This window comes from Saccharopolyspora pogona, from assembly GCF_014697215.1.
Lineage (GTDB): Bacteria > Actinomycetota > Actinomycetes > Mycobacteriales > Pseudonocardiaceae > Saccharopolyspora > Saccharopolyspora hattusasensis.
The window spans coordinates 1935829-1949700 of record NZ_CP031142.1; the positions used below are offsets into that span (position 1 = coordinate 1935829).

Genomic DNA, 13872 nt, shown 5'->3' on the forward strand with positions numbered 1-13872 from the left:
CGGCCTGTCCATGCGGCTGAACACCTGAAGGGCGCCGACCGTCACTGGCCGACGCCCTTCATGCTGGTCCGCTGACCTCCTCCATCGAGCCAGGAGAAGTGCGGCTTTCTACGCCTCTGCTAGCGCGCGAGCACCGGGACCAGCTCGCGGAGCAGGTAGGCGCCGCACCACCGCGCCTCGGCGTGCTTTACATCAACGGCTGCCGGGCTCGCGGCAACCAGCCACAAACGGTCCGGCTGCCGAAACTCACTTTCGAACAGGGATCAACGGGTTGCGGTCGCGACGAGCGCCACCCTGGGGAGTTCGGCTCGGAAACCTCGGCCGGACGGACGGACGGTCAGCTCCGCCACCTGCGCGCCAAGCCTGGCTCGTTCGTCTGAACCGAAGGTGGCGTAGCGACGGACGACCTCATCGACGATCATCCAGGAGTCCTCGTCGTCCAACGCGTCCGGGGGAACGAGCTTCGCCAGCGCGAACAGGTCGTACATGTAGTTGATCACGCCGCGCCGTGCTGCTGCCGGAGAGTCAGCATCTACGACGCACGGGTCGTAGAGGTACCGGACCCGCACGTCGTGGAAGCCCGCAGTGACGAGCAACTCGTGCATTTCCTCGCGAAGAAAGTGCTCGTGCTTGTGCCCGGTGTAGGTGTAGCGGTCCAGGGCTTCGCTGTACCAGCGGGCCGTGGTACTGCCCTCCTCGAAGTCGTGCACGACGATCCGCCCGCCTGGCCGGAGCACCCGGTGGGCTTCCGCCATCGCCTGGGGGCGCTCGTCCACGGGAATGTGGTGGGTGCCGTAGGCGAAGATGACGCCATCGAGTGCCGCATCCCGGAACAGCCACCGCTGCGTGGATTGCCGCACGGCTGGGAGCCCTTGGGCCAAGGCGTCGGCGATCATCGGGGCGGCCACGTCTCCGGTGAAGATGGCGGGACTCGTGTCTGGCTGGAGTAGCCGCATCGCTCGCGTCATGGTTCCGTTGCCACCGAGCGCGTCGAGCAGGAAGCTGCGAGCGGGGCTGCTGTCCACCGGTATGGCCAGCTCGCACAGGTTGCTGATCCCCCGTGCACGTACCAGGGGATGCGCGAGCTGGGTGTTGCGATAGGCGTCACCGCGACCGCCGTGTTCCTTGGTGTCGAACGGCGAGGCGAAGCAGTCCAGCGCCTCGTATATCCGGGCGAGCTGCGTGGGGTCCAGCCGTGCCAGGTCAAGACGCTCGTACAACCTCGGGTGGCGGATCCGAAGCTCGTCGAGGTACTCCTGCATCGTGGTGCCGGGCAGGATTTCGACACCGGAGAAGGATGAATGCTTCGTGTTCTGCATGGCGCGTCGCAAGCCCTCCGCGTTGCGGGACTACTCTTCGAAGGCCGACAGGAGTTCCTGCTGGCTGACCGACGTGACCTGGGAGACGTCGTACAACTGCCGGTCTGCCGCGCTCAGCGTGGTGAACACCGCGTTGATGGCGGCCACCAGACCCCACACTTCGGTGTAGGGCGGCCAGCCCGGATGCCCGGCAGCGATGTCGCGGTGCCGGGCGAAGATGTAGTTCGCCCAGTCCCGCGAGCGTGGGAACCGGTGGTGGTAGTCATGGCACGGCCCGTCGCCGACGAAGACGAACAGGCGCGCCGGCAGGTGCACGAACAGCATCCGCAGCCACCACCGCGACCAGCTCAGAACCCGCCGGACACCAGACACGTCAGGGCCAGGCGCGGCTTCGCCGAAGAAGACGCCGTGGGTATACCCGGCCAACGTTGCCCGCCCTTTACGCACCGGTCCGCGGGCCGGGAAGATGTGTCGCGATGAAAGGCGGATCGTGGCTGCGGCGTTGAACAGGAACACCAGGGGGAACACCCACACGACGAGGTACTCGACCCAGATCCCGAGTGCGATGACCACCATGAGCTGCCCGCCGACCAGCGCCAGAAACAGCGCCCGGTACCAGGCAGCGGTGCCCCGGAGGTGCGAGGCGATCCGCGAGTAAGTCGCCTTCGCCTGCAGACGCGGCGAGAAGACACCCGCGAGCATTCTGCGCCACAGTTGCCGGCGGGTCATGCCGACACGCATGCCCAGGACCAGCATCAGGAACTGGACGGTGGGATCCTTCAACGTCATGTGGTTGCTGGAGTGGTGGTCGCTGACGTGCTCACTCTTGTACTCGCCGTACTCCTGTGTCACCAGCAGCAACGCGATCGCGCTGCCGATCGCGGTGTCGATCTGCTTGCGCCGCAGGAAGTTCGCGTGCGAACACTGGTGGACGATCATCACCCGCAGCTTCCGGATGCCGTGCGTGGTCAGCAGCCAGGAGGCCGGCAGCAACAGCATCCACCACCCCGCGCCCACCACCGCAGCTCCCAGCGCGATTCCCGCGACAATGGGCAGCACGCTGGCCCACAGGTGGTGCAGCGGCGTGAGCTGCCACGGCCGCTGGTCTCCCAGCGGTTTGCCGGTGAGCCACGTGAGGGCGGGTTGGAGGAATCCAGGTAGCACCCGCATGGTCTCCCGCGGGTCGGGTGCTCCGCCCGGCGTCGCGGTTGATGCGTCGGGACGCAGTTCTTGGTCGCGCACCTGTTCTCACCTCTGCAATGCTGGTTCCGTCAAGGCAGCAATCGCACGAAGTCGGGTTCGATCGGAGGGCGCCGCCCGGTGCACATGTCGAGGTAGGCTTGGCGCAAAGCGTGGGAGATCGGGGCTTCCGGGTTGCGCGGCTGGATGCCGTCGATCGAGCCGACGACCCGGATCTCCTCCCATGTACCACAGATGAAGACCTCGTCGGCGGTGTACAGCTCGGAGCGGGTGATCGAACACTCCTCGACCGTAAGAGCGAGTTCTCTGCGGGCCAGCTGGATCACGGTCTCCCGGGTCAGGCTGTCCAGGACTCCGTCGGACAGCGGAGGCGTGTACAGCCGGCCGTGGCGGACCATAAAGATCACCGCTTCGGCGGTTTCCGCCACCATGCCGCGGTTGTTGAGCAGGATCGCCTGGTCGGCTCCCGCCTTCTTCGCCTCGACCCGCCCCAGCCTCAGCGCCGCGTAGGACGCACCAGTCTTCACCAGCACCGGGAAGGACGTGTCCTGGGTGCGCTGCCAGGAGCTGATCACGCAGCTGATCGGCTCATCGAAGCGGGGACCGATCTGGTGCAACGAGATGAACGAATCCATCGGGGCGAACTCATCCAGCGACTGCCCCGGCGACAGCGCATCGGGGTACACATTGGACCGGCCGGAGTCGATGTACACGGTCAGCCGTAGGTAGACGTCCTCGCGGAAGCTGGTCGCCGCTAGGAGATCGCCCATTCCCTTGTCCAACTGGTCAATCAAACCGTTCTCCGGAACGTGCAGCAGCTCGGCGGCCGAACGGAGGCGATTCAGATGGCCGTCCACCTGCACGACCGCGAACCGCCTTTGCTCCGGCCGCCAGTACGCACGGAGGCCGTCGAACACGGTCAGTCCGCGCAGCGCAGTGACCGGAATACGGGCCTGGTCCCAGGGCACGACCTCACCGTGCCACCAGACCAGCGGTGCGTGGGTTTCATTCATGGGCGCCCTCCTTGACTCGCGCAAGAACCGTTGGGGCCGGCGTTGTTCCCCCTAGCCGCAACCAGCTAACGTTCCGGGACCGCAGGACCTTGTCAGGGAATCCTCACCATCCGCTACAGGATATTTCAAAAAAATGACAGACGAAGTTGTCCATAATGGATTTTTAAGCAACCACCCCGGGAGCAAACCTGGAAGAATGTCCCACCGTTGAGCCCCACTCGTCAACGCGTCCGATCGGGCGGTTGATGTGATTCACCTGCCTGTAGCAACGTTGAATCAAGAAATCCGGCTAGCATCGCCCCGTGCAGACGCTACGGGACGAAGGCTTTACACCTCGTGAATGGAATCCGGAAATTCGGAACCCGTTAGCCCAATCGGGTACGGTATGGAGCAATATTGAACCAGCGGACCTGCCAGTCATGCAGAACGTCCTCAAACTGCGCCGCGTCGATCCTGGGGGATCCTGCACGCGACGGACGTACTACTCGGCGGGGTCACGAAGTGGACAGTCCTCGGCGACAACGTGATCGGCGCGTGGGGGTGGCGCGAGGTCGATCTGGACCAGCAGTACCGCGCGGTGACCCACGGCGCAGGCGCTTTCATCGCGTCCGCGATGTGCTACCTCGAGGTTTCGGGCAGCGACGCCGGGGCGTTGCTGGACGCACTTTCCCCACGCAGGGTGTCAGATCTGCCACTCGGTTCCGCGAGGTTCGTGCTGTTCACCACGCCCGCCGGAACGGTCGACGAGGAGGCTGTCGTCGTCCGCACCGGTCCGGAGGAGTTCCTGTTGTCCTGCGGCGGCGGAAAGGAGCCGGGCTGGCTGCGCCGCACTGCCGAATTCTTCACCGAAGTCAGCATCCTGCCCAGCGAAGTCTTCAGCTTCAACATCAAGGGGCCCAAGCGCCTGCAAGCGGTGCAGAGCCTCGTCGACGATGCAGACCGGCGTATGATCGCCGACCTGCGCAACTTCCAGTCCTGCCAGGTGCGAACGCTCGTCGGTGGCCAGGCCCGAGTGCTCAGGAGCGTCATCGGTTACGAGGTCTGGACGTCCGCAGAAGTGCTGGCCGCGATGTGGCGCCAGCTCGTCACCGAACGGCCCGAGATCACCCCGTGCGGCTGGGAGCTGCTCACCATCTACCGAATGGAGTGCCGGGACATCACCTTCGGTCTCTTCCCGGTAGACGTGCACATCGGCACCACCCTGTTCGAGATCGGAGCGGGCTGGATGGTGCCCGACGACCACGACGGCCGCGACTACATCGGTCGCGAGGGGTTGCTGAAAAGCCGCGGTTCGCAACGGCTGTGGCTGGCCGGTTTGCACGCTGCCGACACGAAGTCCGGCTGCCCGCTGGTGGGTGACGAGGTGCTCGACGACAGCGGCGGCTTCCTGGGATACGTCACGTCAGCCGCACCTTCTCCGCGGGAAGGCCGCGTGCTGGCGTTCGCCCACCTGGCACCGGACTGCCAGCCGGGTGCGGTCGTGCACGCAGCCGGCTCACGCTGGCAGGTCAGCACCATTCCGTTCCCAGACCTCCCGGCCGCGCCTTAGACAACGGCCGTACCGCGCCGATGGAGCGGGGCCGGGGCAGCACTTACCCCGGCCCCTTCTATCGCCCGCCTCGAACGTGACGCACCCGAGAGTGCACATCGACCGAAAGGAGTGGAACATGGGTCGTTCACCACTCAGCGTCCTCCACCGGACTGATGTCAACGGAAAACCCGTTCCCGACGTACTCTTCGAGAAGGCTTTCCAAAGCCTCATGGACGAACACGGCTACGTCCACCTGACAGGCATGCCGGATGACTTCGACCCCATGGCGTTCGGCCGTCGACTGGGTCCGCTCATGCCGCACCACGACGGTGCTCTCGTGGCCGAGGTCAGACCCGCGCCCACGGCAGACGGCGTCTACTACCCAGGCAGCACCAAAGCGTTCGCGCCGCACACCGAGGGCTATGACCTGCTAGGGCTTCCGCCGCGTTACCTGGCCCTTTGGTGCGTGCATCCCCCGGCTGGGGATGGCGGGGAAACAACTCTGGCGGACACCCGGCCGTGGCTGGCGGGGTTGTCCGAGCAGAACCGCCAGCACCTGGAGAGGACCAAGTACGACTGGACGAACCCGCACGGCGACCTCGGCGTCGCCTTCCAGCACCCTCTGCTGGACGAGCACCGCGGGAGCACGGTGGTGAGATTCTCGGTCAACAACATCGTGCGCGATGACACCGATCCCGTCGCCGCGCTGCAGTCGGTCTGGCAGCGGCTCTTCGACGAACAGCACCTAGCGATCAGCTACCAGCGCAACGACATGGTGATCTGGGACAACTGGCGCCTACTGCACGCACGCACCGCCTTCGCTGATCCACGTCGCCACCTACGCCGAATCCACATCGCCGAAGCGCATTAGCGTGCTCGGTCATCCGGCCCGCGAGGCACACAGGTCCTCTGCGGCTGCTTCCATCAGCTCACGCGACGGCCGCACCGGATCGCGGCGGCCGACTTCCCGGACCAAGTCCGGCAGCGGCACGCCGCAGCTCTCGGCGACCTCGCGGGCCAGAGCCAGCCGCTCGGTGTGGAAGCGGCCTTCTCCGATCGCGATATCCAAATAGGACACTCCGCGATCCCGTAACCGACGACCTGCGACGTGCTCCTCGGACTTCCCAGCCAGCAGATCACCATCTACACCAGACAGGAATCCGCCGCGTTGTGCGGCCTTGACGAGTACTTCGAGCTGCGCGTTGCCAGCGCTACGGCCGGCCCCGCGAAGCGTGCCATCGACCATCACAGCACCGGCGTCCAGCGCCGCCAGGGAATTCGCCACGGCGAGGGCGGTGTTGTCGTGGCCATGAAACCCGGTGGCGATCCCCCGGTCCCGCAACAACCGGAGCAGGCCAATGACCTCTCCAGGCAGCATGCAGCCAGCGGAATCGGCCGTGTAGAAGACATCCACCCCGGCAGCGCGGGCGTCCTCGGCAATGCGGACCGCTTCGGCGGGAAGCACCGCATAGGTCTTCATGGCGTTGAAGGTGATCAGCTGGACACCGAGTTCCTTCACGCCGGCGGCCAAGGGAAGAATGTCCGCGGCATCGGTGATGTTCGCGGCCAGGCGTACGCAGCCCGCGCCGGCCGCAACCGCCCGCGCGATGGTCTCCAGGGACGCGCCCGGGTAGACCATGATGGCCACGGTGGATCGGGGGGCCGCCTGCGCAACCGCACCGACATACTCCTCGATCTCCAGATCGGCCCAGGACGGAGCGCCCTTGTCGGCAATCTCGAGGTAGTGCACCCCGGCATCGGAGAGCTCCGCCGCGATTTGGACGGACTCGGCGAGGGTGAGGTGGGTTTCGTACTCGACTTCACGCAACGTGCAGTCGACGAGGCTGACGGGAAAGTTCAAGGTGTCTTCTCCAACCCTGTGTATGGCCGGGGAGCGGGTGATGTCAGCGCAGCGCATCTCGGTCGAGCTCAGCCGGGCTGCGGTACCCGACAAGCCCGAGCGTGATGTCGATGTCCGCGAGCAGGCTGCGCAGCACGTGGCGCACGCCCGCCTCGCCCGCTTGAGCGAGCCCGTACGCGTAGGGTCGGCCGACGAGCACGGCTTTCGCTCCCAGGGCAAGGGCTTTGATGACATCGGAACCGGTCCGGATTCCGGAGTCAAACAATACGTCTACCTCCGCGCCGACCGCGTCGACGACCTCGGGGAGCATTTCCAACGCACCTACGGCACCGTCGACCTGGCGTCCTCCGTGGTTGGAGACGACGATCCCGTCGGCCCCGCGCGCCACAGCATGGCGCGCGTCGTCGGGATGCAGGATTCCTTTCACCATGATCGGGCCGGACCAGTGATCGCGCAGGAAGGAGAACTGCTGCCAGCTCTTGCCGGCATCAGTGGGCATGCGCTGCCACACCTGGAGTGCCGCGGAGAGATCCTCTTCCGGCGGCCTGGCGAGCCTGGATCGGAAAACAGGATCGGAAAATGGGATCGCCATGCCGATTCCTTGCTCAGCCGGGTAGTAGCCCCTGTCCATTTCGTGAGGTCGCCAGCCCCGGGTCCAGGTGTCCACGGTGACCACCAGGGCGGAGAAGCCGGCGCGCTTGCCGCGGTCGAGGATGCTGGCGCAGATCTCGCGGTCGCTCGACCAGTACAACTGCATCCACCTCGGCGCGTCACAACCGGCGGAAGCGACCTCTTCGAGAGTCCGCGACGATGACGAGGAGAGCACCGATGGAAGACCCAGTTCTGCGGCCGCACGTGTGCTCGCGAGTTCCGACTCCGGGTGCAGTATGGATTGAACACCGACGGGTGCCAGCAGCACCGGGGCAGGCAGGTGCATGCCGAGCACCGTGGTGCTCAGGTCTCTGCGGTCGGCGTTTCGGAGCATCCTTGGCAGGATCCGCCAACGCTCGAACGCCGCGCGGTTGGCGCGAACAGTGGCACCCGTCCCGGCACCGCCTGCCACGTACCAGTACGGTCCGGCTGGCACCTTGGCTCGAACAGCGTCCTCCAGCGCGGCCAGATCGGTCGTAAAAGGAAGCGATTCTCCATCTTCGCCGAGTTGGACGATTTCGCGCTGATACTCAGCGAATCCCGTCATGACGGCGAGTCTGCCCAATTTCCAGCAAGTACCGCACCACCCGATCCCAACATCACTCATCTGGCGCAACAATCATCAGATCTACATCCCAGACCCGTCAGCCGCTTGGTCGCGAACGAATTTTTCAGCTTGCCTGTCAGACGGCTCTCTTCGGCCGAACGGGTTGTGGCGCAAGCGAAGCGCCACCCACATGGACCATTGTGGGCCGTACTATCCGGCAGGCACGATTGCCCCCAGGCATAAGGACCATGGAAAGGCAACCATGACCTCCGTGCTCGAAACGCTAACAAATCAAGGTTGGGCATTGATCGACAGCGCCGGTTTCACCGATGGATCCGACGTGGACTACCGGGCGGTCGAACGAATCGCGAGCCGTTACGGAGCGGCCTCGGATCGCGACGGAGGGCAGGCCATCTGGCCGGTGACACCGCGGAAGTCCGGGTCAACCGATACGTTCAGCGTGCGCGCCGGCGAGGCACGCTTCCACACCGACGCCGCCTACCGAGCGGAGCCCGAGCAGCGATTCGCACTGTTCTGCGTGCGCCCCGCCGAAGACGGCGGAGCAAGCCGTTTGCTGCAAGCCCGGAAAGCACTTTCCGGCATCCCGGGGGAGATGTCCGCTCTGCTGCGAAAACCCGTCTGGCGATGGATTCCGCCAGCCACGTTCGGCGGTGAACCCGACGTACCACGCCCGGTGTCCAGAGAGGACGGGAGGATCCGATGGCGGGTCGACAACCTCGACGTGGATTCCGCGCTGCGCTCCGTGGCGACCGACTTCGACGAACACCTGGACTCGCACCCCGACGCAGCTGAGTTCGTGCTTGGCACCGACAGCGTGCTCATCTGCGACAACGAACGCGTCCTGCACGGGCGGACGTGGTTCTCCGACCCCCGACGGCTCATCTTGCGCGTCAGGCTGGTCATCCGATGACACCCGCCGACGTGCTCATCCGGCTCGCCACGAACGTTCCCGCCACGAACACCGAGGCGGATGACTGGCGCGCCCGCAACATGGCAGAGCTGCTGCTGGCGGCCCGGACATCGAGAGACCCACTCCTGGTGTCCGCAGTGGACGATTTTGTCCTGACGTCGCCCCCCGTGTACTCACGGTTCGCCGACCGGCTCCGTCGGATGCGCGGCTTCCTCGCAGATGCGCCTGCCGACTACGTGGAGGACCGCAAGCAAGATCCCGGACCCCCGTGGCCCCGCCCCGCCGTCCGCGCCCGCGCGGCGCAGCTGGCACGCTTCGTCGACAGCTGCACGACAGAAGGGTGGGACGAGGAGCACACCGAGCCGGCTGATGCAGCGCAAGTCTCCGCCGAGCTGGACCGCAACGCCCGCACACGTGTGCTGGGACGCACCGGCCACCACTGCGTCGACACCGATCTGCCAGCAGAACTCGTATGGCGGGAATGGCTGGTGGATAACAATCGACCAACCCTGGTCGTCGTCGCGAAGCAACGCACCGCCGCGACTCGCGTCGTGCGCTGGGGCCTGCACCTGCACATGGCCTCGCACATGGACCACCTGGCTGAACTCACCGAGCACAGTGGTCCGGCCGCAGCGACCCAACTGCAGTTCGGAGAAGGCCTGCTCATCGCGGAGGCCGTCGCCATGGCTTGCGAATTCATCGCTCTGGCCGACGCCGAACGCACGAGCGCCCTGTACCGGGAATCCCTCCGGCGACTCGCGGTCAACCGGCTGCGGAGACTGCCGCGGATCGCGGAGTGGGGTGCCGCTGCCCTGCCGGACTCCCCCACAATGGCGGAGGTCGTGCACTCCGTCGCCGTCGACGAATTCACGGTGCTACCCACGCTCGCCGAGGCCTACGTCGCCGGCCCGTTCGACCTCGCCGACCAGGGCTTCGACCACCCGCTTATCCCGCCGAGGTTGCGCACAGCGCTCGTGGAGAAGTTCCAGGTCGCACTACTCCCAGCTGGAGCGACGAGCCCTTGAGCGGCTGAACACCCAGAGCCGCATCACCACGAAGCGCGTGGTGCCGCCGATGATGCTCATCGCCGCGACCGCGGCGGCTTCCGCGACGCTGGAGGGGTCTTCGACGGCCAGGCCGAGCAAGTCCAGCGCGATGCTGTTCGAGACGCAGTAGAAGAGGAACACCGCGAGGGTCTGCAGGTGCATGCGGATCGGGTGCTCGTCCCGGCCGGCGAACGCGAAGTGCCGGTGCGCCATGCTGCTGGCCGCGGTCGTGATCAGCAGCGAGCACAAGTTCGAGGCACCCGTCGGGAAGATCTCCCGCAGCAGCACGTAGAGCACGGCGTTCGCCGCGGTCGCGAGCACGCCCACGACGGTGAACAGCACGGCCTGGCCGACGACGTTGTCACGCGTGGCCGTGCGGGGCGGATCGGCTGCGACCGGGGCGAGCGCCCCCGGCTCCCGTGCAGCCAGCACTCTCATGGACCTCACTCCAACGCAACGGTTCAGATCTGCGGTCAAACTAGTCCGGCCGTGCGGGAAGGCCGCGTGAACTACCTGGGAAGACGCTGGAAAACGCCGATGCCAGCCGTCATCCTCCCGGTCCACCTGCGCGCGACGCTGCGACTGACGCCGGCTCCCGAGCGCACCCTCGATGCCGGTGGGTTCAGCTACCTCGAACCGTGCTGTAGCCCAATCCGGATTCACTCCAGTCAGGCTTGGCGGCAACGCCGAAACCGCAGTTCAAGGCCGCCTCGCCGGAAATTCCGAATCGCGCTCACATTCGGTCCCTTGACGAGGATCCCGACAGCACGCAAACTCCCGGACCAGCCCTAGGAGACAAATTCAAAAGTATACTTCCACATTAAGAAAATCGGAGACCGACATGGCTCAGCCGACGTCGCCGGTCCAGCGCGGCCGCGTGTCAAGGGTGCTGTCCTCGCTGTTCGTCCAGGTCCTCATCGCGGCCGTCCTCGGCATCGCCGTCGGGCACTTCTGGCCCGACTTCGGCGGTGCCCTCAAGCCGATCGGCGACGGGTTCATCCGGCTGATCAAGATGGTGATCGCGCCGCTGATCTTCTGCGTGGTCGTGGTCGGCATCGCCAAGGCCGGCGACATGCGGTCGGTCGGGCGGATCGGGCTCAAGGCGCTGATCTACTTCGAGGTCGTCACAACCGCCGCCCTCGCGCTCGGCCTCATCGCCGGGAACGTCATCCAGCCCGGCGCAGGGCTCAATGTCGATCCGGCGACGCTGGACGCCTCCGGCGTGACCGCCAAGACCCACGGCGAGCAGATGCCCGGCCCGGCTCAGTTCGTGCTGCACATGATCCCGGAAAGCGCGGTGGCGGCCTTCGCCGACAACGAACTGCTGCAGGTGCTGCTGCTGGCGGTGCTGTTCGCGGCCGGGCTGCTGCACATCGGCATCGGGCGCGCGCCACAGGTCTTCGCCTTCATCGAGCAGACCGGCGAGATCATCTTCAAGATCATCGGCTTCGTGATGCGGCTGGCCCCGATCGCGGTGTTCGGTTCGATGGCGTACCTCATCGGCCAGTACGGGCTGTCCTCGCTGAGCACCTACGCCACCCTCATCGGCGCCTGCTACGGCGCGGCGCTGCTGTTCTGCGTCGTGCTCAGCGTGCTGCTCAAGGCGTTCACCGGGCTGAGCCTCCTGCGGTTCCTCCGCTACACGCGCGAGGAGTTCGCGCTCGCCGTGGGCACCGCGTCCAGCGAGGTCGTGATGCCGCGGATCATGGAAAAGCTCGAACGCGCGGGCTGCCGCAAGGAAGCGGTCGGGCTGGTCATCCCGACCGGGTACTCGTTCAACCTCGACGGCGCGTCCATCTACCTGTCGCTGGCGACGCTGTTCATGGCCCAGGCCGTCGGCGTGGACCTCACCATCGGGCAGCAGATCACCGTGGTGCTGGTGTTGATCCTCACCTCCAAGGGCATGGCCGGAATCCCCGGTTCGGCGTTCATCGCCCTGTCCGCCACGGCCTCCGCGGTCGGCGTCATACCGGTCGCCGCGGTCGCGCTGATGCTCGGCGCCGACCGGATCATGGACACCATGCGGGTCGTCACCAACCTGCTGGGCAACTGCGTGGCGACGTTCATCGTGTCCAAGTGGGACGGAGCACTGGACCGCGACCGGGCCCGAGCCACCCTCGCCGACCCGGCGTCCGCTCCCCCGCTCCCCCGCGAGGAGGACGCGCCCGCCAAGGCCTGACCGACGGGGCCGAGTTCGCTGGCTGCCATCGGGCGCGTGTCGGGCCGGGCCCCGGTGGGTACTGCCGGGGCGGAGGAACGCGGGAGGTCCGGGTGGAGCTCGTCGAGGAAACGCCGTACCGGTTCCGGATCGAACAGCACGGCGCGATGCGTGTGCCGGGGGTGGTGTTCGCGTCGCGGCGACTGCTGCCGCCGAAGGGCGACGGCGCGCTCGACCAGGTCGTCAACGTCGCCGCCCTGCCCGGCATCGTCGGCGCGTCGTACGCCATGCCGGACATGCACTGGGGCTACGGATTCCCGATCGGCGGCGTCGCGGCGACCGACGTCCGCGCCGGCGGTGTCGTCTCACCGGGTGGCGTCGGTTTCGACATCTCCTGCGGGGTGCGGCTGCTGGCCGCCGAGCTGGACCGGCCGGACTTCCGCCGAGTCGCCGAGCGGATCATGGACGGGCTCAGCCGGGCCACGCCGCGCGGGGCGGGCCGGGGCGCGGTGTGGGAGTTGCCCCGCGAGGGCCTCGACCGGTTACTGGAAAAGGGGTGCCACTACGCCGTCGCGCGCGGGCGCGGCACGCCGCGCGACCTGGAACGCTGCGAGGACGGCGGCGCGGTGGCCGACGCGGAGCCGGGTCGGGTCAGCGCCCGCGCGCGGGACCGAGGGCTCGGGCAGATCGGCAGCCTCGGGTCCGGCAACCACTTCCTGGAGGTCCAGGCGGTCGCCGAGATCTACGACGAGGGCGTCGCCGGGGCCTTCGGGCTCCGCCTCGACCAGCTGTGCGTGATGATCCACTGCGGTTCCCGCGGGCTCGGCCACCAGATCTGCACCGACCACGTGCGCAGCATGGACGAGAGCATGGCCGATTACGGCCTGACCGTCCCGGATCGCCAGTTGGCGTGCACGCCGGTCGATTCGCCGGCGGGTCGCGCTTACCTCGGCGCGATGGCCGCAGCGGCGAACTACGCCCGCGCGAACCGCCACGTGCTCGGCGTCGCCGCCGGCGAGGTGCTGCGGAAGGTGACCGGCTGCGGGCTCGACCTCGTCTACGACATCTCGCACAATCTCGCCAAGATCGAGACGCACGAGGTGGAGGGCCAGCGGCGAACGCTGTGCGTGCACCGCAAGGGAGCCACGCGCGCGCTGCCGCCCGGGCACCCGGAACTGCCGCCGGGCCTGCGGGAAGCCGGGCAGCCGGTGCTGATCCCCGGTTCGATGGGTACGGCGTCCTATGTGCTCACCGGCGTGCCGACCGGTGATGCGTTCTTCTCGACGTGTCACGGCGCCGGACGCACGCAGAGCCGACACCAGGCGATCCGCACGACCGATCCCCGCCGCCTGCGCCGGGACCTCGAGCACGACGGCATTGTCGTCCGCGGTAGTTCCGCTCGCGGGCTCGCCGAGGAGGCGCCGACCGCCTACAAGGACGTCGACGCCGTCGTCGCCGTCGCCGAAGGAGCCGGGCTGTGCCGCCGCATCGCCAGGCTCGTGCCGCTGGGCGTGGTGAAGGGTTGACTTCTCTCCCGGTTGGTGCAGGGAGATTCAGTCCTCGCGGACTGGGTTTCCTGTTTCACAGCCAGCCGCGCCAGGCTCGGCCTGATATG

12 protein-coding genes are annotated in these 13872 nt (G+C 66.9%); 6 read left to right on the forward strand and 6 right to left on the reverse strand.

Translation table 11 applies throughout. The features are described 5' to 3' along the window. Positions 1–263: 263 nt before the first annotated feature. Genes DL519_RS08670 through DL519_RS08680 form a run of 3 tightly spaced genes read right to left on the reverse strand, consistent with a single transcriptional unit; the run spans position 264 to position 3532 of the window. Positions 264–1319 carry a class I SAM-dependent methyltransferase gene (locus tag DL519_RS08670; protein WP_190813804.1) on the reverse strand — a complete coding sequence of 352 codons (1056 nt, stop codon included), beginning with the start codon at positions 1317–1319 and terminating at the stop codon, positions 264–266. A 30-nt stretch (positions 1320–1349) separates the two neighbouring features. Next, a complete protein-coding gene (locus DL519_RS08675) occupies positions 1350–2561 on the reverse strand; it encodes a fatty acid desaturase (RefSeq protein WP_190813806.1) in 1212 nt (403 codons plus the stop codon). Between the two features lie 29 nt (positions 2562–2590). After that, positions 2591–3532: an aminotransferase class IV gene (locus tag DL519_RS08680; protein ID WP_190813808.1), complete on the reverse strand. Its 942-nt coding sequence runs from the start codon at positions 3530–3532 to the stop codon at positions 2591–2593. 523 nt (positions 3533–4055) lie between these two features. Here DL519_RS08680 and DL519_RS08685 point away from each other — a divergent pair. Then, positions 4056–5081 (forward strand): aminomethyl transferase family protein, encoded by a 1026-nt coding sequence (locus DL519_RS08685; protein WP_223838578.1) that lies wholly within the window; start codon positions 4056–4058, stop codon positions 5079–5081. Positions 5082–5199: 118 nt separating this feature from the next. Beyond that, positions 5200–5934 carry a TauD/TfdA family dioxygenase gene (locus DL519_RS08690; RefSeq protein ID WP_190813810.1) on the forward strand — a complete coding sequence of 245 codons (735 nt, stop codon included), beginning with the start codon at positions 5200–5202 and terminating at the stop codon, positions 5932–5934. Positions 5935–5943: 9 nt separating this feature from the next. On the opposite strand, the gene DL519_RS08695 is transcribed toward DL519_RS08690, so the two are convergent. Continuing rightward, positions 5944–6924 carry a beta/alpha barrel domain-containing protein gene (locus tag DL519_RS08695; RefSeq protein WP_190813812.1) on the reverse strand — a complete coding sequence of 327 codons (981 nt, stop codon included), beginning with the start codon at positions 6922–6924 and terminating at the stop codon, positions 5944–5946. Between the two features lie 43 nt (positions 6925–6967). After that, positions 6968–8122, reverse strand: a complete 1155-nt coding sequence (locus DL519_RS08700) for an alpha-hydroxy-acid oxidizing protein (RefSeq protein ID WP_190813814.1) — start codon at positions 8120–8122, stop codon at positions 6968–6970. A gap of 262 nt (positions 8123–8384) precedes the next feature. Between DL519_RS08700 and DL519_RS08705 the strand changes: the two genes are divergently transcribed. Then, on the forward strand, positions 8385–9053 hold the full coding sequence (locus tag DL519_RS08705; RefSeq protein WP_190813816.1) for a TauD/TfdA family dioxygenase: 669 nt from the start codon (positions 8385–8387) through the stop codon (positions 9051–9053). Beyond that, positions 9050–10078, forward strand: coding sequence for a hypothetical protein (locus DL519_RS08710; RefSeq protein ID WP_190813818.1), 1029 nt, complete (start codon positions 9050–9052; stop codon positions 10076–10078). Before DL519_RS08705 ends, DL519_RS08710 begins: the two co-directional genes overlap by 4 nt. Here the strand turns inward: DL519_RS08710 and DL519_RS08715 are convergent. Further along, positions 10049–10537, reverse strand: coding sequence for a GtrA family protein (locus tag DL519_RS08715; RefSeq protein ID WP_190813820.1), 489 nt, complete (start codon positions 10535–10537; stop codon positions 10049–10051). The genes DL519_RS08710 and DL519_RS08715 overlap by 30 nt on opposite strands. Positions 10538–10940: 403 nt before the next feature. Between DL519_RS08715 and dctA the strand changes: the two genes are divergently transcribed. Then, positions 10941–12278 carry a C4-dicarboxylate transporter DctA gene (gene dctA, locus DL519_RS08720; protein ID WP_190813822.1) on the forward strand — a complete coding sequence of 446 codons (1338 nt, stop codon included), beginning with the start codon at positions 10941–10943 and terminating at the stop codon, positions 12276–12278. 92 nt (positions 12279–12370) lie between these two features. Continuing rightward, a complete protein-coding gene (locus tag DL519_RS08725; protein ID WP_190813824.1) occupies positions 12371–13783 on the forward strand; it encodes an RtcB family protein in 1413 nt (470 codons plus the stop codon). The last annotated feature ends 89 nt before the right edge of the window (positions 13784–13872 follow it).